The following is a 21,868-nucleotide window of genomic DNA, read 5'->3' as shown; positions in this document are numbered from 1 at the left end:
CTGTTAGCGACCCGGCAATTTCTGCCACGTCACCTTGTCTCTTAAATAAACGGGCTCTGCCTTCGCTGCATCAACCCCAAGCCCTGCTTGAAACAATGCCAATGCCTGCGGCAATAAGTCTTGGGCTTCTGGGTAGGGCAGAGCTTCACAGACACGGTGCACGCGCGAGATTAATTCAGTGTAAGTAACAAATCCCGAGCCCGCACCAAACGCCCAACCAGACTTAGTCTCGTCGTCTAAATACGCAGCTGGGGCAATCACTTGCTCGGCCTCGCACACCATCATCACACCCTGTTCTAGTGCAAACCCACCCACATAAATTTCGCCCATACGCGCATCAATGGCGCTTAGCACTTGCTTGGCACCACACACTCGGTGCGTCCCTTGCGCCAATGCTTGCAAGTTGGACACGCCAAATAAAGGCAAGTCGGAGCCAAAGGCCAGCCCTTGCGCTACGCCTAAGGTAATGCGTACACCAGTAAAGGAACCTGGGCCTCGACCAAAAGCCAAGCCATCTAGCTCATTCAGTGTTAATTCTCCCTCGGCCAGTAGTTCAGCCACCATGGGTAAAATTAAATCCGTATGGCCCCGAGGCGCCACCTGATAACGGCTTAACACGTCGCCGTCTTGCCACAAAGCGGCAGAACACGCCTCGGTGGCGGTATCAATGGCCAGTATGCGGCTCATGGGTTATTACTCCAGCGTTGATAAAAATTCGGCCACCTGCTGCAAGCTACGCGTACGCGGCATCGCAGGTAAGCTACTAATAAAATCGGCCCCATAGGCACGATTGACTAACCGGTCGTCGGTGATCACTAAAACACCGTGATCGGCCACATCTCGGATCAGGCGCCCCACTCCCTGCTTTAAGGTAATAATGGCTTTGGGGAGCTGTACTCTGGCAAACCCATCCTCCCCCTTGCGGCGACAGTCATCTAAGCGCGCACTGAGTAGCGGATCGTCTGGCGCGCTAAAGGGCAGTTTATCGATCACCACACATTGCAAGGCATTGCCGCGCACGTCTATGCCTTCCCAAAAGCTATTGGTGGCCACCAATACTGCGCGGCCGTCGGCACTAAAGCGCTCTAATAATCGCACTTTATTGTCTTCGCCTTGCACTAATATTGTGCGGTCTAACTTTAGACGCAGCACCTCGGCCACCTCGTTCATCACCTTATAACTGGTGCATAAAAAGAAGCTGCCTCCAGGAACCAATGATAAGGTTTCCGCCAGCGCTTCGGCCAACCAGCGGCCACGGCCTTGAGCATTAGTCGGAGGTAAATAACGCGGGACGCATAAACGCGACTGGCGAGAATAATCAAAAGGACTGCCCAATTGCAAGGTGCGCGCTTGGGATAAGCCCATATCGGTGCAAAAGTGGGCAAAACTGTCGCCGACCGCCAAGGTCGCCGAGGTAAATATCCAGCTCACCGACTCTTTTGCCAGCTCTGTCGAAAAGCGTTCTGCCACCGACAGCGGCGTTTTATGGAAGCTAATGTGCAAGCGCGTGCATTCAAACCAGTATGAGTGACCGTCTTCTTCTACCCGCGTCACCGACTCTAATTGGGTACGTAGCGTGACTAATCGCTCAAAGCAATGATCTAACTGTTCACCGCGGCCCAGCGCCAGCTTGAGCACCTCATAACAAAAAGCCAGACTTTCGTTTAACCGCGCCAGTGCATGAGTGACTTCGGGCTTTACCAGCATGGGCCGTAACTGCCCCCGCTGGCTGTCGTATCCAAAAGTAAGGCGTAAATCTTGGGCGTAGCGCTCAATCTGATCCGCCACCTTGCTAATTTGCGCCATGTCTTTGGCTTCAATTTTTTGTGCCAAACGTAAGTCTCGCGCCAAATCAAGTAACTGGCGACTAGACTGACTCTGGCCAAAGTACTGGCCGGCAATATCGGGGAGTTGATGAGCTTCATCTAAAATATAGGCATCGGCTTCGGGAATTAGCTGACCAAAGCCGCTATCGCGCACCGCCATGTCGGCAAAAAACAAATGATGATTCACCACCACCACTTGCGCTTCCATGGCATTAGCTCGCGCCTTAACCAAATAGCAGTCTTGATAGTGGCTGCATTCACGGCCCAAGCAATTATCGTTAGTGCTGGTCACTAGTGGCAAGATTTCGCTACGCTCGGCCAAGCCCGGAATATCGCCGATGTCGCCACTGTGCGTCATCGGCTTAAAACGGCGTACTCGCTGCAAATCGGCTAGCCCTTCGGCTGACAAATGCGGCACGCTCTCGTTTAATAGGTTAAGCCGCTCTATACACAGATAGTTGGCACGGCCTTTGAGCAAGGCCACAGGGTGATGGTATTCCATGGCTTTTACGAGCGTCGGTAAGTCACGATGAAATAGCTGCTCTTGCAGGTTACGGGAGCCGGTGCTGAGTACCACCTTTTTGCCCGCCGCTAACACGGGGGCCAAATAAGCATAGGTTTTACCGGTACCAGTACCCGCCTCTACCACCAACGGTATTTTGTCGGTAAGCGCTTGAGCCACCGCCGCCGCCATGTCTACCTGTGCCTGGCGCGGTTTAAAACCGGCTATGGCCTTCGCCAAAGGGCCCTGCTCGGTAAAAAGCGTGCTCAGTGGCGTCGTTAATGGCAGAGCAGAAAGCGTGCTGTCTTCGTCCAAAGCCTGTCAGCCTCATGAATTAAAACGTCATTTTGACATCCTCACCGCCCTAAAGAAAGGAGAAGACACCCCTATACGTCATACGCTTTACGCCATACGCCGTAAGCTAAACCCCGATATGCTTTACGCCATACGCGGTACGCCAGACACAGTAAGGTAAACATCAGGAAGTTTGAGACGTAAATCATCAGACGCTCTCCCTAATCGCTCCCCTAATACTTAACGCGACCTTGGTATAAATGTCGTGGCAAAAACGGAGTTTGTCTTTAACGTATGGCTTACGGCGTAAGGCGTATAGCTTTCTTTTGTCGTATTTCTTTTTTAATAGTACCGTGCGACACTCTTAACGCCCTTTTTCTTACCTTGTTGCCAGACCCTAGGAGTCGAAATGTCCGAAACCGGTGGCCTACTTCATGCCAGCGTTATTTTTCTGCTGACTGCTGTATTAATGGTGCCGCTTGCCAAGCGGCTGAAGCTAGGGGCCGTACTCGGCTATTTGTTAGGCGGCGTACTCATCGGGCCTTCGGTATTAGGCCTGATCACTGCGCCCGAAAGCATTTCTCAGCTATCGGAGCTGGGCGTGGTGATGCTGATGTTTATCATTGGCCTTGAATTATCACCACGGCGGTTATGGGTGATGCGCCGCGCCGTATTTGGTGCCGGCTTGGCACAAGTGGGCCTTACCGGCGTATTACTGGCCTTAGGCGCTTGGCAGTTCTTTGAGCAATCTTGGCAGGCCGCAGTTATTTTAGGCTTTGGCTTAGCACTGTCATCTACCGCTATGGGGCTGCAATTGCTGGCCGAGCGCAAAGAAATGAGCAGCGCCCATGGTCGTCAGGCGTTTGCTATTTTGCTATTTCAAGACATAGCCGCCATTCCGTTAATCGCGCTCGTGCCCGTACTGGGTAGTGCGCAAGCAAGCTCAGGTGACGGCGGAACCCACTTATTACAAATTGTCGCCAGCATTGGCTTAGTGGTGATCGGCGGGCGCTATCTGTTACGGCCCGTATTTCGCATTGTAGCCAAAACGGGTTTGCAAGAAGTGTCGACCGCCACCGCACTGTTGGTGGTCATGGGCACCGCTTGGCTAATGGAATGGGCCCATGTGTCCATGGCTTTGGGTGCCTTTTTAGCCGGTATGTTGCTAGCGGACTCAGAATATCGCCACGAATTAGAGTCGCAATTAGAGCCCTTTAAAGGCTTATTACTGGGCTTGTTCTTTATTGGTGTGGGCATGAGTGCCGATTTAAGCTTGCTCTTGGTGCACCCGATCACCATTTTAGGGTTAGCGTTATTGCTGCTGGCGCTCAAGCTACCGTTATTGATCTTGGTTGGCCGCATGATCGGTAAATTAGACTCGTTAAGCGCCCTTAAGCTCGGGTTATTACTGGCCGCTGGGGGTGAGTTTGCTTTCGTCTTGTTTGGCTTGGCCCGAGACAATGCGCTGTTTAATCGCGAACTGCACGACATATTAGTCATGACCATCACCTTGTCGATGGCACTTACCCCATTAATTTTATTACTGTTGTCTCGCCGCTTAACGCATCCACCCGTTACGCGAACGGTACCACCCGAGTATGAAGACGTAGATGACCATCAACCACGCGCCGTTATTGTCGGCATGGGTCGTATGGGACAAATAATCGCCCGAGTATTGCGCGCCCAGCGCGTACCTTTTGTGGCGTTTGAAACCGAAGTCGACACCATCAGCATTACCCGCAGCATCGACAACATTGCCATTTATTATGGGGACCCGTTGCGCCCTGGCGTATTGCGCAGCGCCGGAGCCGAGCAGGCAGAGTTTTTTATTGTGGCCACCGACGACCCCGACATTAACTTGCACACCGCACAGGCCATTCGCAAACGTTATCCAGACATGAAAGTCATTGCCCGCGCGCGTAACCGCCAGCATGTACATAAATTATGGGATTTAGGCGCAACACCGGTGCGTGAAACGTTTCACTCCAGCCTAGAGATGAGTCGCAAAGTGTTGCAGGGGTTGGGGCTCAAAGAAGAGCAAATTGAAGCTCGTTTAAATCGTTTTCGTGAACACGACGAGCGAGTGCTTATGCAACAACACGAGTTTTACGACGACGAAGCGGCATTATTTCAGACCGCTCGCCAAGCTCGCACCGAGTTAGAAACCTTGTTTGAAGCCGATCATCTGGAGAAAGCTCCCGATGTATTGAAGAACGAAGAGCAGAAAAAAACATAGCGCCCGACGCCAAGCACCCAGCGCCGAGCTAAAGACAAACACCGCCCTATGTTGAGCTTGGTGCTGGTAGCTATATCAGCATGTGCCCTGCTACGCCGAGCACAAAACCTAATACGGCCCCCATTGGCGGAGCCCAATGTTTTTGCAATACCGCTTGCGGTGCAATGTCTTGGAATACCGAATACAAAATACCACCGGCAGCAAATAACATAATACCCGCGACTAGCATGGGCGAGTCTGCCAGCCAAACATAACCAGAGATACCGGCAATTGGCCCCAATAAAGCCATTAAGGAAAAGGCAATAATGATTTTCTTACCCTTAATACGCCCCGACTCATCCAGTTCACGATAAGCATTAAAACCTTCCGGCATATTCTGTAGCGCCATTAACACCGCCAATAATATAGCATTGCCGACACCACCAATAGCCAAGGCCGCCCCCAGCGCCAGCGACTCAGGAATAAAGTCCGACAACATGGCAGCCAACTGGCTGGCGGGAGTATTTAGCTTATACAAGAGTATATCGAGCGCCATAAAAGCCAAGCCACCGCCACCAAAACACAACACCGCGGGCATCAACGACAGCTGCTCTGTGCCCTCGGGCACTAACACCAGCGCTACCGCAGACAGTAAAGCCCCCCCACCAAAGGCCGCCACCCCATGGCGAAATTCATTTTCTAACCAGTTAGGCCGTACATGCTGCTTACTTCCCGCAAACGCCCCTAACGGCATAGCCATGCCCGCCATCAAGGTCAGACCGAATATAATAAGAACTTCAATCATTAATGCCGTACCTCATCCATTAGCTAATTAAACTGCAATATATTCCAACTCTTAAGACTAAAGGCTTTTACCACGGAACACACTGAATAACAGAGATTAAATCTGAAAATATATTTTATTGATAAGACTAAATACATAAATAGGAATGGTAATTCGAGTTTATCGCTCGCTAGAAAAGCGCTTGGCGCTGCTTTTGGTTTAGGCCATAGTCCATACTGACACCCTCTGGGCTTTCGAGCTACCTCATCTTAATTTTTCGTATTTTCCGTGCATCCAGTAGCAAACGTTCGTGGAATAAGTAATAGCTCATAACTGCTGTGGAATTCTCGGCCAGCTTACTCCTTAAAAACTACAGACCTTTTTGCCACGGAAGAACACGCCTCTTTATTTATGAGAAGCACGGAAAAATAGAGATCAGATCTGAAAGTGAACTTTATGGGTAAGAGCCAAACACAAGTACACCATCATAGGGGCGACAGCGTCTTACCCCTCAAAGGCTTCTAGGCTCTTGTCTCACATGAACTGCGTCCGTGACTCTCGTAAACAAAGAGGGTGTTGTTCTGTCGCCATACATCGACGAAGGAGCGTCATTCCCCGCCTACGCGAGGATGACGTACCTTCGGGAATGACGGCAGAACCACACCTGTTATGGCCGATTGAATAACAGGCCTTAGCTTTTAGCTCAAACTAGCACTTATTAGTGACGATACCTTGCGCGACCAAGCTGCCAACATTTTTTCCAAACACGGCTCCTTCATCTCTAAAACCCGTTTGCTGAGCAGCCAAACCCCAGCGTTCGCCTAGTTTGTATGCTTTGCAGTAATGTTGTGAGCTCAGTTTTCAACGTTTTATTGTGAAATTTAATGCTTAGCGCTAGGTGATAATCGCTGTCTTTTAGCGGTATCATTGGCTGAATTTCTCGGTAAAATAACCGGAACGCTTGGCAAATATGGATATTGATTGATGTTGAACATAAAGCGACTACTGGCCGCTACCCTCACCTTAACTTTAGTAACGATAACAACAGCAACACTCGGCGGCTGTGATGCGCAAAACAACAAAGCCAACATTGCAATAGGGCCAAATGCCAGTACTACACAACAAATATCCCGCTTAATACTGGGTGCATATGATCTTAAAGACACCGACTATAATGCCCACTCTTTGCGTTTCGACGAAGCACTTAAAGGCGTACAAGAAGGCAGCATCGATATTTCAATGGCATTTCTTGGCTTGCCCACTAGCGGTGTAGACAGCCTGCAGGCCGCCACCGGAGATGTGACTCTGCTCAGTTTACCTGATGAGGTAATCACACAAATCGAACAACGCAGTGACTATCGGCGCTTTACCATCACCCAAGACAGCTATCACTTTTTAACTGAAGACGTACAAACGCTGGCCGCCTACGCGGTGTTAATGGCCAACACCCACACCATTAACGACGAAATGGGTTATCAGCTGGCCAAAATCATGTATGACCAAGTCTCCGAGCCACTGCCTCATGCACAGTCTCGTTATTTAACCTTGCAAAATGCCCTAAACGGCGGCAATCACCTGCCTATTCATCCGGGTGCCAAACGCTTTTATGAAGAGCAAGGCCTTAGCGTCAACATGACGGTGGCCACATTAGATGATGTGACCGCTAAGCGAGAGTTCATTTTTGGCACCGGCAGCCAAGGAGGAACCTACTATCCACTCGGCGGCGAGCTCACTACCCGCTGGAATAAGCAGATACCCAGTGTTAACTTTACCAATGTAGCCACTCAGGCTTCCCTTGAAAACCTGCACAGCATGGGGGAGGGTAAAATTGACTTGGGTATGGCGGTAAACATTTCAGCCGTTGAGGCATTGCAAGGCGTTGGCGAATTTGCCGATGCACCTGTAGATAACGCTGCATTTATTGGTCAACTGTACCCCGAGGTCTTTCAAATAGTGGGCCGCACCGGTAATCATATGTCAAATTTTAGCTATATCAAAAAATCGATAAAAAATGATAACTGACCGCTAAGACAGCAAGCTCAGGCTCTTATGTGCTCAGCTTGATGCCGCCGTCAAGCTGGCAATGTCCCCAAAACCAACCGTTCAAACTATTGTTGCCACAAAAATAGCGGATAATACTCAGGAGTGCCTCGGCGAGAGTTGTGGCACTCATATATCCGAATAAGCCGATACTACCTCCCGTTGCCTGAATACTACCTTCAACTATTGTCAAAGCACACACGGCGCCAATGGTTTGCAGTTCGCATGTTATTTAGGAATACTAAGCGCTCATCAACACTCCTGAGCCAGCACTTCATAGCCTGCCAAAACATAATCCATTCCTATTTGGAATGGATTCACGAACAGTTGCCGTTTGTCATAGCTCATGATGTGGTATTAAGGTTCAGAGATATTCATTACCTCTTTGGTCAAAGGACAATACCACCATGGCGCTCGAAAACTTTTTGCCCACTGACGATATTCGCACTCTGTTCTCCACCTCCATGTCCCGTATGTATCAGCAGGAAGTACCCCAGTACGGCATCCTGATGCAACTGGTCGCCGAGGTCAACGAACAGACACTGGCCAGTGAACCAGCCCTGCAGCAGCAACTGCATAATAACGGCGAGCTAGAGCGGCTTAGTCTGGAACGCCATGGAGCCATTCGGGTAGGAACGGCTGCCGAGCTCAGCATGCTGCGCCGAGTCTTCGCCATTATGGGTATGCATCCGGTGAGTTATTACGACTTGTCTGAAGCTGGTATTCCCGTGCACTCCACCGCCTTTCGCCCCACCGATGAAGCCTCTCTACAACAAAATCCGTTTCGTATTTTCACATCTCTACTGCGTCTTGAGCTGATTGAAGATGAGACATTAAGAGCTCGCGCAGCCAAGATACTAGCCCAGCGCGATATATTTACTACTAAGGCGCGTGAGCTGGTCGTCCTAGCCGAAACTCAGGGCGGCTTGACTGCAGACGAGGCCCAGCTGTTTATCGCCGAAGTATTGGAGACTTTTCGCTGGCATCAGCACGCTACCGTCGATCTTGATACCTATCAGGCCCTGCAGCAGGCTCATGCTCTGATTGCCGACGTGGTTTGCTTCCGCGGTCCGCATATTAATCATCTAACCCCGAGAACATTAGATATTGATACCGTTCAGCAACAGATGCTCAGCGTTGGCATCAATCCCAAGGTGGTGATCGAAGGGCCGCCCCGTCGTCGTTGCCCCATCTTACTGCGACAGACCAGCTTTACTGCCCTAGAAGAATCAATTTTCTTTACCGGTGAGCAAGTTGGTACTCATACCGCCCGTTTCGGTGAAATCGAGCAACGCGGCATGGCACTCACCCCCAAGGGGCGCACGCTCTACGACGAGCTGCTGAACCGCTCACGTCACAAGCAAGCTCAGGCTGATAACCAGACCCATCAGCGCCTATTGGCTACCGCCTTCGCCGAGTTTCCGGACGATGAACATAGCCTGCGCACTCAACAGCTGGGCTATTTCCGTTATAACCTGACCGAAGCTGGTCGCCAGCAGGCTGAGCTCGGCAGTACCAACAGCGAGCTTGATGTCCTGATAAAAGCCGGTTTGATACAGGCTACCCCCATCACCTATGAAGACTTTCTACCAGTCAGCGCCGCCGGCATCTTCCAGTCTAACCTGGGCAGTATCAGCCATCAGGCCTATGCCCATAATGCTAACCAGGCCGCTTTCGAACAAGCCTTGGGTTGTCCTGTGATCGACGAGTTTAGCCTTTACGCCAAACTGCAGGACGATTCTATTCAACAAGTGCTTCAGGCGCTCGGCGCCTGAGGCCTTCTGGTAGCCAATCCGGCTTACCTATGATGTAGGTAAGCCGGAGGATGATGTCTCATTCTATTCGGCAACAGCATCGAGCCCATAACAACCGCTCTTTCCGTACCGGCACACCCAGCGTTCCCCACAAAAACCCAACCAAGGTCACAAATAAAGACTAAATATCTATTTAACAACCAACAAGCAACCTAAAGCACTAAGGATGGGAGATAAAAAAAATAGTTACACTGCCACGTTTTATTTGATATTAAGCGAAAAATAGTAGACCCTGCGTCTTCATTTTGGATCACTAACAGGGCCGGAGTACGCCAAACATCAACAGCCATTGGCTGATATCGACGATGATATGGACAGAACGCTCGGCTGATAAGGACATTAAATCTATGAAAAAGACATTACTCGCTGTTGCTACCCTTACTCTAACCACCGCTTTAATCGGCTGTGACGCCGGTGGCAGCAAGGCAAATATCGCCATCGGCCCCGCCGCCAGTACTACTCAAAAAGTATCGCACATGGTCTTAGATGCCTACGGCATCGGAGAAAGCGATTTCAACGCATATCAAGAGCGCTTTGGTGATGCATTGGATGGAGTTCAGGATGGCAATATCGATATTTCCATGGGCATCATGGGCTTGCCGGCCGGCAGTATTGAAAGCCTGCAGGCTTCTTCCGGTGACGTGGTCATGCTGAGCCTATCGGATGAAGTCGTCGATAAAATCGAAAAAAATAGTGATTACCGCCGCTTTATCATTAGCAAAGACAGCTACAAGTTCCTCGATAAGGACGTTCAGACCATTGCAGCCTTCGCTGTCATGATGGGTAACACCAATACCATTAACGAAGAAATGGGCTATCAGTTGGCCAAGGTCATGTACGACCAAGCCGACCAAATCACCCATTCTCAGGCCAAGTTTCTGACTCTAGAGCACGCCCTCAATGGTAGTGATTCACTGAAAATCCACCCAGGTGCCAAACGTTTCTATGAAGATAAAGGCCTGACCGTGAATATGTCGGTAGCCGAGCTCGGTGACATCACCGCAAAACAAGAATTTATTCTCGGCACCGGTAGTCAGGGCGGCACCTATTATCCATTGGGTGGCGAAATTGCTACCACTTGGAACAATAATATCCCTGGCGCCAACTTCACCAACGTAGAAACCAGTGCTTCCATCGAGAACCTGATCAGAATCCGCGATGGCAAGATGGACCTTGGTATGTCGGTTCACGTACCGGCCCGTAATGCCTTGGAAGGCACAGCCGAGTTCGAAGGTTCTCCGGTCGATAACGCCGCTTTCATCGGCCAGATTTACCCAGAAGTCGTGCAAATCGTCAGCCGTTCAGGCAATAACGTCTCTTCTTTCGAGAGTATCAAAGGGAACTAAATCGTCCCAGTTTGGATGGAGGTGGGCACTCGTGTCCGCCTCTTTTTATTTAGCTAATGGATATCTGCTATGGATAACACCCAAACACCTGAAGCGTTGCTCGAAAAATACGATAAAGAGTCGGCCTTCAGAAAAAATATTGGCCGTTGGGGATGGATAGTCACCCTGTTTGCCGTTGCCTTAACCAGCTTTCACCTTTACACCGGCTACTTCGGCACTCTGCCGACCCAAAAGCAGGGCGCAGTCCATCTCGGTCTCGCTCTGGGCATGATATTTTTGCTGTATCCAGCCACCCGCAACGGCATCAAGCGCCATGGTGTAGCCTGGTATGACGTCATTTTGTCATTTGTTGCTACTTTCGCCGCCTACTATAAAATCTTGTTTTTCAACGAGATCCTACAGGGACGCATCACCGGCTATTCAACTTTTGACTTAGCTATTTCTATTCTCGGCGTGTTGTTCGTTCTAGAAGCGACCCGACGCACCGTTGGCATGCCCATCGTTATCGTGGCCTCAATTGCCATTGCTTATGCCTTGTTTGGCAACTTCATTCCGACCCGTATTCTCTCTCATCCCGGCTTTGAGTTAACCGACGTCTCGGTCAGCTTGTGGTTTCGAGAAAGTGGCATCTTTGGTACCCCGATCCAGATTTCTGCCAAGTTCATTTTCCTATTCTTGTTCTTTGGTGTCGTGCTGACCCGCACCGGCGTTGGTCAGTTCTTCAATGACTTAGCCTTTGCGTGTACTGGCCGCTATACCGGAGGCACTGCCAAGGCTGCCGTCATCGCCAGCGCCTTCCAGGGCATGATTTCCGGCAGCTCGGTTGGTAATACCGTCGCCTCCGGATCTTTCACCATTCCAATGATGAAGAAGGCGGGTTTTAAGCCCGAGTTTGCCGCAGCCAGCGAAGCTGCCGCCTCTACCGGTGGCCAAATCATGCCACCGCTGATGGGCGCCGCGGCCTTTATTATGGTGGAGTATATCGGCGTGTCTTATGCCGAAATTATGATGGCCGCCATGATCCCCGCCATTCTTTACTTCAGCGGCATCTTTATTGGTGCTCACTTTGAAGCTAAAAAACAGGGTATTTTGGGTATTCCCAAAGATCAGCTACCAAGTAAGCTGGGCCTACTCAAGCGCCAAGGCTATATGCTGCTGCCGCTGGTGGTAGTCGTCAGTACCATACTCGTCGGTTTTACCGCCCAGCGTGCTGCCCTGCTCGGCATCGCCGCCGCGCTGATCGTCAGCATGGTAAAAAAGGAAACTCGGCTATCCCCCAAATCACTGCTCTCGTTGCTTGAACAGGGCGCGCGAGTGGCTTTGCCGGTGATCGCCGCCGTAGCGACCGCAGGTATCATTGCCGGTGTGGTCGGCATGACAGGACTGGGCTCCAAGTTTGCCGCCGGTATCATCAATCTAGCCGACGGCACTCTGATTCTGGCGCTTATTTTTACCATGATTGCCTGCATCATACTGGGTATGGGACTACCAACCACCGCCAACTACGTGGTGACTGCCACCATAGCGGCACCGGCGCTGATCAACGAATTTGGCTTGGCTCCTATCGCCGTGCACCTGTTCGTCTTCTATTTCGGCATCGTTGCTGACATAACCCCGCCGGTTTGTCTCGCAGCCTATGCTGGGGCCGGTATCGCCCGAGCTAACCCGATGAAAACAGGGGTTGCCGCGGTCAAGCTGGCTATTGGCGCTTTTATCATTCCCTATGTGTTTGTCTATAACCCGATACTGGTGATGGTGGACGTGAATCTACCAGAACTAGTTATGGTGTTAGCGTTGGCTTTGCTGGGTATGATGGCGATTAGTAGCTCTTTGATCGGCTATTTCATTCGCCCTTCATCGATGTTGGAAAGAGCCATTATGCTGGTCGCCGGATTGGCCATGGTGGTCCCAGGTGCAATCAGCGCAGTCTCCGGTCTGTTGTTAATTGCAGTTTGCTACTGGCTGCAACGCCAGCGCCCCATACTGGCTGGCATATAAATTAAAACAAGGCGTGGGAGACCCTCTCACGCCTTTCCCCTCATGCTTTAACCAATACAAGCAGCCAAGACACAGGTATACTGGCGCCCTATTACCTCCCGATGAACGGATTCATGCGCCACCTACCTTCTATTGCTGCCATGCAGTGTTTTGAAGCCGCTGCCCGACACCTTAGTTTTACCCGCGCGGCAGATGAGCTCAGCCTGAGCCAGAGTGCGGTCAGTAAGCAGGTCGCTCAGCTGGAAGCTTTTCTCAATCGCAAGCTGTTTCGACGAGTACGACGCTCTTTGTGCCTGACCCCAGAAGGCACCATTTATATTGGCGAAGTGCGCAAAATCCTCGTCCAACTAGAAATGTCGTCCCAATACATCATGTCCTATAACAACCACCTCGACGTGCTCAAGATTGCAACGCTTCCTACCTTTGGCACCCGGTGGCTCGCCCCTAAGCTGACTACTTTTCTCGACCGCCACCCTCATATCAGTCTTAACTGCTGCGAAAAAGTCGAAACCTTCGACTTGGATAAGGAAGACATCGAGATCGCTTTTTTCTACGGTCACGGCAGCTGGCCGGGACTAGAGTGTCACCGATTGTTTGATGAAGAGGTAATACCTGTTTGCTCGCCAACACTGCGAAGCTGCCAAACTATTGATTCACCGATGGAATTGACCAATTACCGACTGCTGCATCTTTCGACTCGGCCCCGGGGCTGGCACGACTGGTTTGCCTCCCAGAGCCTGAGCACCGAACACTGCTATCAAGGCAACCTCTTTGAAACCTTTCATATGTTGATCCAGGCGACCATGGCTGGTGCAGGCATTGCCCTTCTACCGCGCTTCCTGATTGAAAATGAGCTTGCGCGAGGGCAACTTTTTATCCCCTGGACTCACTCTCTATTTAGCGCCAGCGGCTATTATCTAGCCTATCCTGAACGACTGGGTGAGGTAGAAAAAGTCCGCCTGTTTGCCGATTATATACTGTCGCTGAACAACAACAGATAACACCAACAATGCATGAATAATTATTCATATTTACTGCCAAAAATAAGATTTACCCTATAGTTCACCAATAGCTGTTCACAAGAGTCATCCAGCTCTCACCGCCCCCTCGCCGTATTCGGAAGTTTATTGTAATCTGGGGTTGGCAAAACTGGTTCAGCTTGCTAATGTGAGCTCAGACCTATTAAAGAGACAAGGCCACAATATTCATGAACATCCTACACAACGCCAAGCACCACCATCATATTCCCGACTAGCTTTCAGAATATTATTCTGGAGGGCTTAACGCTTGGCGGCTTCCAGTAGGATAGATTACATAACCCTCGGAAGCTTTGCTCCGGGGGTTTTTTCGTATTATTGGCCGTATTACCCATTCGCATTACTGACTTAAGTAACGTTTTTAAATTTAAAGTGACACACAAGGACTATCACATCATGACTCTGGACCAATCTCGTTTACGCATCGCTATTCAAAAATCTGGCCGCCTTAGTAAAGAGTGTCAAAAACTACTTAAGGGCTGTGGCGTTAAGCTCAACTTGCGTGAACAGCGCCTAATTGCACACGCAGAAAACATGCCAATCGACTTATTGTTAGTCCGCGATGACGATATTCCCGGCTTAGTAATGGACGGCGTAGTGGATTTGGGCGTGATCGGCGAAAACGTGTTAGAAGAAACCGTGATGGAGCGCCAAGCTCAAGGCGAAGCCGCCGAGTTTAGTATACTAAAACGCTTAGATTTTGGGGGCTGTCGCTTATCACTGGCAGTCGCACAAGACGCCAACTATCAAGGTGTTAAAAGCTTAGAAGGGAAGCGCATTGCGACCTCTTACCCTTGGTTGCTTAAGCGCTACATGGACAGCCAAGGCGTTAAATTTAAAAGCGTCATGCTCAATGGCTCAGTAGAAGTCGCACCGCGCGCAGGTGTCGCCGAAGCCATTTGTGACTTGGTGTCTACCGGTGCCACCTTAGAAGCCAATGGCTTGGTAGAAACCGATGTTATTTTTCGCTCTAAGGCCGTGCTCATTCAAAGCGCCAGCCCGCTGTCAGCCAGCAAGCAAGCGGTAATCGACAAGCTGCTGCCCCGTATTCAAGGTTTACAGCAAGCACGCGAAAGCAAATACATCATGCTGCACGCTCCTAAAGAGCGTCTAGAAGAAGTAATCGACTTGCTGCCCGGGGTCGAGCGACCCACTATTATGGCGCTGGCCGGTGAAAGTAACCAAGTGGCCATTCACGTGGTGAGCAGTGAAGATATGTTCTGGGAAACCATGGAAGGCTTAAAGGAATTGGGCGCGTCGTCCATTCTGGTGCTGCCCATCGAGAAGATGATGGAGTAAACATGAATATTCTTGATTGGAATCAACTGAGTGAGTCTGAGCAAACGGCGGCCTTGTGTCGCCCTGCTCTGGCCCAAAGTGGCCGAGAAGGCCAAGTGGCCGACATTATTGCCAAGGTGCGCAGTGGCGGTGACGAAGCGCTAATTGAGCTCACTCGCACTTTGGATAAGTGTGAGCGCAGCACGCTGCAATTATCCGCTCAAGAAATTGATGACGCAGCCAATCGCGTTAGCGACGAGTTAAAAGCCGCCATTGAGCTGGCAATGACTAACATTGATACCTTTCACCGCGCTCAGTTACCCACGCCGATTGTACAAGAAACCAGCCCCGGGGTGCATTGCGAACTGCACTTTCAACCCATAGAAAACGTGGGTTTGTATGTGCCTGGTGGCACGGCGCCTTTGGTGTCTACGGTAATGATGCTGGCCATTCCGGCACGCCTTGCCGGTTGCGAGCGCGTGGTATTGTGCTCACCGCCGCCCATTAACGACGCCATTATTTATACCGCTCGCCGTTGTGGTGTGGATGCCATTTATACCCTGGGTGGCGCGCAAGCTATCGCCGCCATGGCCTATGGCAGTGAGAGTATCACCAAGGTCGACAAAATTTTTGGCCCTGGCAATACGTGGGTAACGGAAGCTAAGCGCCAAGTGTCGTCGAGCGTAGATGGTGCCGCCATTGATATGCCGGCTGGCCCATCGGAAGTGTTGGTGATTGCCGACGCCGATGCCGACGCCGACTTTGTGGCCGCCGACTTGTTATCGCAAGCCGAGCACGGCGCCGACTCGCAAGTGATCTTAGTCACCCCCAGCCAAACACTGGCCGATAAAGTGAACGTGGCCTTAGACGAGCAACTGGCGCAATTATCTCGCGCCGATATTGCCAGCCAAGCTCTGGCCGAAAGTCGCACCTTTATTTGCACCGACTTGGCACAGGCCGCGAATATTTCTAACGCCTATGCGCCCGAGCACTTAATTGTACAAACCGCCGATCCGCGCGCCTTGCTGCCCACGCTTAAAAACGCCGGTTCGGTGTTCTTAGGGGCTTGGACGCCGGAGTCGGTGGGTGATTATGCCAGTGGCACCAATCACACCCTGCCCACCTATGGTTATTCTCGTACCTATTCCAGCTTAGGAATTGCCGATTACCAGCGCCGCTTTACCGTGCAAGAACTAACCCCAGCCGGTTTGCTCGCCATTGGCCCGGCGGTGGAGCTATTAGCCGCCACCGAAACCCTGGATGCCCATAAAAATGCGGTAAGCCTGCGGCTTGCCAAACTGGAGAAGCAAGCATGAGCATCACCCTGTTAGCTCGCAAGCAAGTGCAAGCGTTAACGCCTTATCAGTCGGCACGGCGCATTGGCGGGCACGGCCATATTTGGCTTAATGCCAACGAAGCGGCCGACAGCGGCGAATATCAGTTAGATTGTTCGCGCCTAAATCGCTATCCCGAATGTCAGCCACCGCACGTGGTGAATGCCTATGCCGCCTATGCTGGTGTGAGCGCCGAACAGCTATTAGTGACTCGTGGCGGTGACGAAGGCATCGAATTATTGATCCGTACCTTTTGCGAGCCGGGCCAAGACAATATCGTGATCTGCTCGCCCACCTATGGCATGTACGCCATTAGTGCCGAGACCAACGGCGTGGGCATCATCGATGTGCCGCTCAATAATCAGCGCCAACCAGATTTTGACGGTATTATTGCCAAATTGAACAACACTAAAATTGTGTTCTTGTGCTCGCCCAATAACCCCACCGGGGACTTAGTAGACAGCACCGGGCTACGGCGCTTGCTGGATGCCGCCAAAGGTCGGGCGTTGGTGGTGGTAGATGAAGCCTACATTGAATTTTGCCCCGAGTTTACGCAAGCCGATTTGCTGGACGATTATCCGCAGCTGGTGCTCATTCGTACCCTGTCTAAGGCCTTTGGTCTGGCGGGGCTGCGTTGTGGTTTTACCATAGCCAACCCTGAAGTCATTGGCTTGCTGCTTAAAGTGATCCCGCCCTATCCTATTCCTGAGCCGGTGGCGCAAATTGCCGCCCAAGCACTCAGTGATACCGGTTTAGCCACCATGCGCGCACGCGTGGCCGACATAAACCAGCTAAAGGTAACGCTCACCGAGCAACTACGCCAGCACCCACAGGTGCAAGAAGTATTTGCCCCTAATGGCAACTACGTGCTGGTACGCTTTAGCCAAGGGGCGGCTTTATTTGCACGCATGGCCAAGGCCGGCATTATATTACGCGACTTCGCCAGCAGACCCGGCTTGGCAGACTGCATTCGGATCACCATCGGTACACAAACCGAGATGGACGCGGTACTCGACGTACTGCAACAGGAGCAATAAGTGACTAAGGAACGTATTTTATTTATCGACCGCGATGGCACCATGGTAGAAGAGCCGGCCATCGACAAGCAATTAGACCGCCTCGATAAGCTGGCATTTTTACCCGGTGTGATCCCAGCCCTCCTTAAGCTGCAAGAATCCGGCTACAAGCTGGTGATGGTGACCAACCAAGACGGCTTAGGCACCAACAGTTTCCCCCAAGCCGACTTTGATGCGCCGCATAATCTGATGATGCAGATTTTAACCTCACAAGGGATAGTGTTTCAGGACGTATTAGTCTGCCCGCATTTTCAAGAAGACGACTGCGCCTGCCGCAAGCCACGTTTAGGCTTGGTAAAAGACTACCTGCAAGCGGGTCGCATCGACTTTACCGACTCTTGGGTGATTGGTGACCGTCAAACCGACATTCAACTGGCCGAAAATATGGGGCTGCCGAGCTTGCACTACGGTCATGGCGTTGTCGGCCAAGCAACTCTGGGCTGGCCACAAATAGTCGCGCGCCTGTTAAGCCGTGGTCGCACGGCGGCCGTAACCCGCACCACCAAAGAAACCGACATTAACATCTATCTCGACTTGGACACCCAAGGCGGCAGCCAAATTAATACCGGTCTGCACTTCTTTGATCACATGCTCGATCAAATTGCCACTCACGGCGGTTTTCAGCTCAACGTGCTGGTGGATGGTGACTTACACATTGACGATCACCACACCGTTGAAGACACCGCGCTCGCACTAGGCGAAGCCTTGCGCAAAGCTCTGGGTAACAAACGCGGCATCGGCCGCTTTGGTTTTGTACTGCCCATGGATGAGTGCCAAGCGGCGGTGACACTGGATTTGTCCGGGCGCCCTTATATGTCGTTTGAAGGCAAGTTTAACCAAGACCGCGTCGGCGATATGGCGGTAGAAATGGTGCCGCACTTCTTTCGCTCATTAAGTGACAGCTTAGCCGCCAATATTCACTTAAAAGTGACGGGCGATAACACCCACCACATGGTGGAAAGCACCTTCAAGAGCTTTGGTCGCGCCTTGCGCCAAGCCTTAAAGGTGGAAGGCAACGAGCTTCCTTCCAGCAAGGGGGTATTGTGAGCGAGTCGATAAATACAGTGACTAACGCCGCGACTAATGTCGTAATTATCGATACCGGTTGTGCCAATTTGTCGTCGGTGCGCTACGCCATCGAGCGTTTAGGTTATCGCGTTACGGTGAGCCGTGATCACGACGTGATCCTTGCCGCCGATAAGTTGCTATTGCCCGGCGTGGGTACCGCCCGCGAGGCGATGAAAAACTTGGCTGAGCGTAACCTGATTGAGCTTATTGGTCAGTTGCAGCAACCGGTGCTGGGCATTTGCTTAGGCATGCAAATGCTGGTGCAGCACTCGGATGAAGGCGATGTAGACGGCCTAGGTCTAATTACTGCCGACTGCAGCCATTTAGAAGCCAGCGACGGTATTCGTTTACCGCACATGGGGTGGAATCACATTACCCCCATGCCCGAGCACCCGCTATTTAAAGACATTCCCGAGGGTAGCTTCTTTTATTTTGTGCACTCTTATGCGGTACCGGTAGGCGATTATACCTTGGCTACTTGTCAGCACGGCATCACCTTTAGCGCCGCCATTGCTCAAGCCAACTTTTTTGGCGTGCAATTTCACCCCGAGCGCTCGGGTGCGGCCGGTGCACAATTGCTAAAAAACTTCTTGGAGCTGTAACACATGATTATTCCTGCCATAGACTTAAATGAACGGCCGGAAAGTGTCCAACTGCTGACCTATTTTTTGGAGCTGTAAACATGATCATTCCTGCCATAGACTTAATTGGCGGTAAAGTAGTGCGCTTATATCAAGGCGACTACCAACAAAAAACCGAGTATGCCGCATCGGCACAACAACAGTTCGACCTCTATGTCGCTGAAGGCGCAACCCAGTTGCACTTGGTTGACTTAGACGGTGCCAAAGACAGCAGCCAGCGCCAGCTAGATATCATTGAGCAGCTGGTTACCAACACCTCGGTGCCGGTACAAATTGGCGGCGGTATTCGTACCGAGCAAGATGTAAAAGACTTGCTCGACATTGGCGTACAGCGGGTGGTGATTGGATCAACGGCGGTTAAAAATCCAGAAATGGTCGTCGGTTGGCTCAAGCAATACGGGCCAGACCGCATCGTGCTGGCGCTAGACATTAACATTACCGCCGATGGCGAAAAGAAAATTGCCATTGCCGGTTGGCAAGAAGACAGTGGCATTACTATTGAAGCCCTGCTCGAGCATTACCTGCCCGCGGGCCTGTGTAATGTGTTGTGTACCGACATTTCTAAAGACGGTACCCTCACCGGCTCAAACGTGGCGCTCTATCGTGAGCTAGCCGCTCGCTACCCCACTATTTCGTGGCAAGCCTCTGGCGGCATCGGCAACATCGATGACATTAAGGCGCTAACCAATACTGGCGTAGCGGGGGTGATTTTAGGTCGCTCCTTGCTAGAGGGTAAATTTAGTGTAGCGGAGGCAATCGAATGCTGGCAAAGCGCATAATTCCTTGTTTAGACGTTAAAGACGGCTTAGTGGTTAAAGGCGTTAAATTTCGTAACCACGAAATTATTGGCGACATAGTGCCATTAGCACAGCGTTATGCGGCAGAAGGTGCCGACGAGCTGGTGTTCTATGATATTACCGCCAGCAGCCAAGACCGTGTGGTCGACAAAAGCTGGGTCAGCCGCGTTGCCGAAGTTATCGACATTCCGTTTTGTGTCGCTGGAGGCATCAAATCAATTGCCGATGCCGCACAAATTTTAGAGTTTGGTGCCGACAAAATTTCAATCAACTCCCCTGCTTTAAGCAATCCGGCGCTGATCACCGAACTGGCCAATACCTTTGGCGTGCAATGCATCGTAGTGGGTATCGACTCTTACTTTGACGAGACCACGGGTGAGTATCAGGTGCATCAGTTTACCGGTGACGAAAGCCGTACTCAGGTTACCAAGTGGAGCACGCTCGACTGGGTTGAAGAAGTACAGCGCCGCGGTGCCGGTGAAATTGTATTGAACGTGATGAACCAAGACGGCGTACGCCAAGGTTACGATCTTGAGCAACTGCAAAAAGTGCGTGCCATTTGTAATGTGCCACTGATTGCCTCTGGTGGTGCCGGTGAAATGTCGCACTTTAAAGATGCCTTTTTGCAGGCCGATGTTGACGGCGCATTAGCCGCGTCGGTATTTCATAAAGGCATCATCAATATTGGTGATCTTAAGCAGTATTTAAGACAAGAAGGAATCGTTATTCGTGACTGATAACAATAAGCCCGAAAACCAGCTAAACAACAAGTTCACCCCAGAGCAACTCGATTGGGAAAAAGTCGACGGGCTTATGCCCGTGGTCGTGCAAGACTGCCGCAGCGGCCGCGTGCTAATGCTGGGCTACATGAATCAAGATGCCCTTGCCCACACCCTAGAAAGCAAGCAGGTAACTTTTTTTAGCCGCACTAAAAACCGCTTGTGGACCAAAGGCGAAAGCTCTGGTCACTTTTTGCAGCTCACCGACATTAGCACCGACTGCGATAACGACACCTTGCTGGCATTAGTTGAGCCCATCGGCCCTACTTGTCACTTAGGCCACACCTCATGCTTTAACCAGCAAACCTTGCCCGACTTGGCATTTTTGTCTGAGCTTGAGCACGTGATTGCTAGTCGCAAAGGCGCCGATCCTAAGTCCAGCTACACCGCCAGCCTATATGCCAGCGGTACCAAGCGCATCGCACAAAAGGTCGGTGAAGAAGGCGTAGAAACCGCGCTTGCCGCCACCGTGCACGATCACGAAGAGCTCGTTAACGAGTCGGCAGATTTGCTCTATCACCTTACCGTGTTATTACAGCAAGAAGAGCTACAGCTCAGCGACGTGATTGCCAAACTGCAAGAGCGACATAAAATATAGCCGTAAGCCGTAAGCCTTACGCTATACGCCGTACGTTAAAGATAAAAAACACACATACATGCGCCCGCGTGTATGTGTGTTTTTGGCTGCTCTGCGGTCGGTTTTTTAAGCCGTTAAATCATCGCCGTAGTTGTAAGTAAAAGACAAACACTCTCTGTTGTTGGTTCTGTCCTCTATGCCGTCTTACGGGCTTGCTCCGATATCTGCTCTAGATATTAAAGGCAGATCCTGAATCAAGTTCAGGAAGACGGCATCAGACATCGTTATACGTCTTGCGCCGTACGCCGCAATTAACTGGCCCTCACTGCGCACTCAACTTCATTATGTTAAGTACAACGCTTCTAATGCATTAACCTAGCGGCCTAAAAATTAACCGACCAACCAAAAACTGCACGAGCCACACTTGACATGGGCGTGGTGTATGATAAATTTTTATGGCAT

The 21,868-nt window shown here is 51.1% G+C and carries 17 protein-coding genes; 14 read left to right on the top strand and 3 right to left on the bottom strand.

What is annotated here, in order from left to right; genetic code table 11:
* Nucleotides 1-3: 3 nt before the first annotated feature.
* Nucleotides 4-687 (bottom strand): tRNA (adenosine(37)-N6)-threonylcarbamoyltransferase complex dimerization subunit type 1 TsaB, encoded by a 684-nt coding sequence (gene tsaB / locus ACFQ1C_RS00720; protein WP_379556619.1) that lies wholly within the window; start codon nt 685-687, stop codon nt 4-6.
* 6 nt (nt 688-693) lie between these two features.
* Nucleotides 694-2,643 carry an ATP-dependent DNA helicase gene (locus ACFQ1C_RS00715; protein WP_379556618.1) on the bottom strand — a complete coding sequence of 650 codons (1,950 nt, stop codon included), beginning with the start codon at nt 2,641-2,643 and terminating at the stop codon, nt 694-696.
* A gap of 388 nt (nt 2,644-3,031) precedes the next feature.
* On the opposite strand from ACFQ1C_RS00715, the gene ACFQ1C_RS00710 reads away from it, so the two are divergent.
* A complete protein-coding gene (locus ACFQ1C_RS00710; protein WP_379556617.1) occupies nt 3,032-4,858 on the top strand; it encodes a monovalent cation:proton antiporter-2 (CPA2) family protein in 1,827 nt (608 codons plus the stop codon).
* A 70-nt stretch (nt 4,859-4,928) separates the two neighbouring features.
* On the opposite strand, the gene ACFQ1C_RS00705 is transcribed toward ACFQ1C_RS00710, so the two are convergent.
* Complete coding sequence (locus tag ACFQ1C_RS00705; protein ID WP_379556616.1) at nt 4,929-5,642, bottom strand: ZIP family metal transporter; 714 nt, start codon at nt 5,640-5,642, stop codon at nt 4,929-4,931.
* 963 nt (nt 5,643-6,605) lie between these two features.
* On the opposite strand from ACFQ1C_RS00705, the gene ACFQ1C_RS00700 reads away from it, so the two are divergent.
* From ACFQ1C_RS00700 to hisIE, 13 genes are all read left to right on the top strand, one after another.
* Nucleotides 6,606-7,643 carry a TAXI family TRAP transporter solute-binding subunit gene (locus tag ACFQ1C_RS00700; protein ID WP_379556615.1) on the top strand — a complete coding sequence of 346 codons (1,038 nt, stop codon included), beginning with the start codon at nt 6,606-6,608 and terminating at the stop codon, nt 7,641-7,643.
* Nucleotides 7,644-8,068: 425 nt separating this feature from the next.
* Nucleotides 8,069-9,436 (top strand): 2-oxoadipate dioxygenase/decarboxylase HglS, encoded by a 1,368-nt coding sequence (hglS, locus tag ACFQ1C_RS00695; protein ID WP_379556614.1) that lies wholly within the window; start codon nt 8,069-8,071, stop codon nt 9,434-9,436.
* A gap of 386 nt (nt 9,437-9,822) precedes the next feature.
* Nucleotides 9,823-10,821: a TAXI family TRAP transporter solute-binding subunit gene (locus tag ACFQ1C_RS00690; RefSeq protein ID WP_379556613.1), complete on the top strand. Its 999-nt coding sequence runs from the start codon at nt 9,823-9,825 to the stop codon at nt 10,819-10,821.
* Nucleotides 10,822-10,890: 69 nt separating this feature from the next.
* Nucleotides 10,891-12,819: a TRAP transporter permease gene (locus ACFQ1C_RS00685; protein ID WP_379556612.1), complete on the top strand. Its 1,929-nt coding sequence runs from the start codon at nt 10,891-10,893 to the stop codon at nt 12,817-12,819.
* Nucleotides 12,820-12,932: 113 nt separating this feature from the next.
* On the top strand, nt 12,933-13,820 hold the full coding sequence (locus ACFQ1C_RS00680; protein WP_379556611.1) for a LysR substrate-binding domain-containing protein: 888 nt from the start codon (nt 12,933-12,935) through the stop codon (nt 13,818-13,820).
* Nucleotides 13,821-14,258: 438 nt separating this feature from the next.
* Nucleotides 14,259-15,155, top strand: coding sequence for an ATP phosphoribosyltransferase (hisG, locus tag ACFQ1C_RS00675; RefSeq protein WP_379556734.1), 897 nt, complete (start codon nt 14,259-14,261; stop codon nt 15,153-15,155).
* A 2-nt stretch (nt 15,156-15,157) separates the two neighbouring features.
* Nucleotides 15,158-16,450, top strand: a complete 1,293-nt coding sequence (gene hisD, locus ACFQ1C_RS00670) for a histidinol dehydrogenase (protein ID WP_379556610.1) — start codon at nt 15,158-15,160, stop codon at nt 16,448-16,450.
* A complete protein-coding gene (hisC, locus tag ACFQ1C_RS00665; RefSeq protein ID WP_379556609.1) occupies nt 16,447-17,505 on the top strand; it encodes a histidinol-phosphate transaminase in 1,059 nt (352 codons plus the stop codon). The genes hisD and hisC overlap by 4 nt, the downstream gene beginning before the upstream one ends.
* The gene (gene hisB, locus ACFQ1C_RS00660) at nt 17,506-18,591 is read left to right on the top strand and encodes a bifunctional histidinol-phosphatase/imidazoleglycerol-phosphate dehydratase HisB (RefSeq protein WP_379556608.1); all 1,086 of its coding nucleotides are present in this window, start codon (nt 17,506-17,508) and stop codon (nt 18,589-18,591) included.
* Nucleotides 18,588-19,214, top strand: coding sequence for an imidazole glycerol phosphate synthase subunit HisH (gene hisH / locus ACFQ1C_RS00655; RefSeq protein ID WP_379556607.1), 627 nt, complete (start codon nt 18,588-18,590; stop codon nt 19,212-19,214). Before hisB ends, hisH begins: the two co-directional genes overlap by 4 nt.
* A gap of 80 nt (nt 19,215-19,294) precedes the next feature.
* Nucleotides 19,295-20,032 (top strand): 1-(5-phosphoribosyl)-5-[(5-phosphoribosylamino)methylideneamino]imidazole-4-carboxamide isomerase, encoded by a 738-nt coding sequence (hisA, locus tag ACFQ1C_RS00650; protein ID WP_379556606.1) that lies wholly within the window; start codon nt 19,295-19,297, stop codon nt 20,030-20,032.
* Nucleotides 20,014-20,787, top strand: a complete 774-nt coding sequence (gene hisF / locus ACFQ1C_RS00645) for an imidazole glycerol phosphate synthase subunit HisF (protein WP_379556605.1) — start codon at nt 20,014-20,016, stop codon at nt 20,785-20,787. Before hisA ends, hisF begins: the two co-directional genes overlap by 19 nt.
* Nucleotides 20,780-21,427 (top strand): bifunctional phosphoribosyl-AMP cyclohydrolase/phosphoribosyl-ATP diphosphatase HisIE, encoded by a 648-nt coding sequence (hisIE, locus tag ACFQ1C_RS00640; RefSeq protein ID WP_379556604.1) that lies wholly within the window; start codon nt 20,780-20,782, stop codon nt 21,425-21,427. The genes hisF and hisIE overlap by 8 nt, the downstream gene beginning before the upstream one ends.
* Nucleotides 21,428-21,868: the final 441 nt, after the last annotated feature.

Source organism: Oceanisphaera ostreae (assembly GCF_042676125.1).
Lineage (GTDB): Bacteria > Pseudomonadota > Gammaproteobacteria > Enterobacterales > Aeromonadaceae > Oceanimonas > Oceanimonas ostreae.
The sequence above is the reverse complement of the archived record's forward strand: the minus strand, read 5'-3'. Positions and strand labels throughout refer to the sequence as shown.

Excerpts from the sequence above, each read along its gene's own strand:
- hisC (WP_379556609.1), top strand. The coding sequence starts at position 16,447 with ATGAGCATCACCCTGTTAGCTCGCAAGCAAGTGCAAGCGTTAACGCCT.
- hisD (WP_379556610.1), top strand. The coding sequence starts at position 15,158 with ATGAATATTCTTGATTGGAATCAACTGAGTGAGTCTGAGCAAACGGCG.
- tsaB (WP_379556619.1), bottom strand. The coding sequence starts at position 687 with ATGAGCCGCATACTGGCCATTGATACCGCCACCGAGGCGTGTTCTGCC.
- hglS (WP_379556614.1), top strand. The coding sequence starts at position 8,069 with ATGGCGCTCGAAAACTTTTTGCCCACTGACGATATTCGCACTCTGTTC.
- ACFQ1C_RS00705 (WP_379556616.1), bottom strand. The coding sequence starts at position 5,642 with ATGATTGAAGTTCTTATTATATTCGGTCTGACCTTGATGGCGGGCATG.
- hisA (WP_379556606.1), top strand. The coding sequence starts at position 19,295 with ATGATCATTCCTGCCATAGACTTAATTGGCGGTAAAGTAGTGCGCTTA.
- ACFQ1C_RS00700 (WP_379556615.1), top strand. The coding sequence starts at position 6,606 with ATGTTGAACATAAAGCGACTACTGGCCGCTACCCTCACCTTAACTTTA.
- ACFQ1C_RS00685 (WP_379556612.1), top strand. The coding sequence starts at position 10,891 with ATGGATAACACCCAAACACCTGAAGCGTTGCTCGAAAAATACGATAAA.
- hisF (WP_379556605.1), top strand. The coding sequence starts at position 20,014 with ATGCTGGCAAAGCGCATAATTCCTTGTTTAGACGTTAAAGACGGCTTA.
- ACFQ1C_RS00710 (WP_379556617.1), top strand. The coding sequence starts at position 3,032 with ATGTCCGAAACCGGTGGCCTACTTCATGCCAGCGTTATTTTTCTGCTG.
- ACFQ1C_RS00690 (WP_379556613.1), top strand. The coding sequence starts at position 9,823 with ATGAAAAAGACATTACTCGCTGTTGCTACCCTTACTCTAACCACCGCT.
- ACFQ1C_RS00680 (WP_379556611.1), top strand. The coding sequence starts at position 12,933 with ATGCGCCACCTACCTTCTATTGCTGCCATGCAGTGTTTTGAAGCCGCT.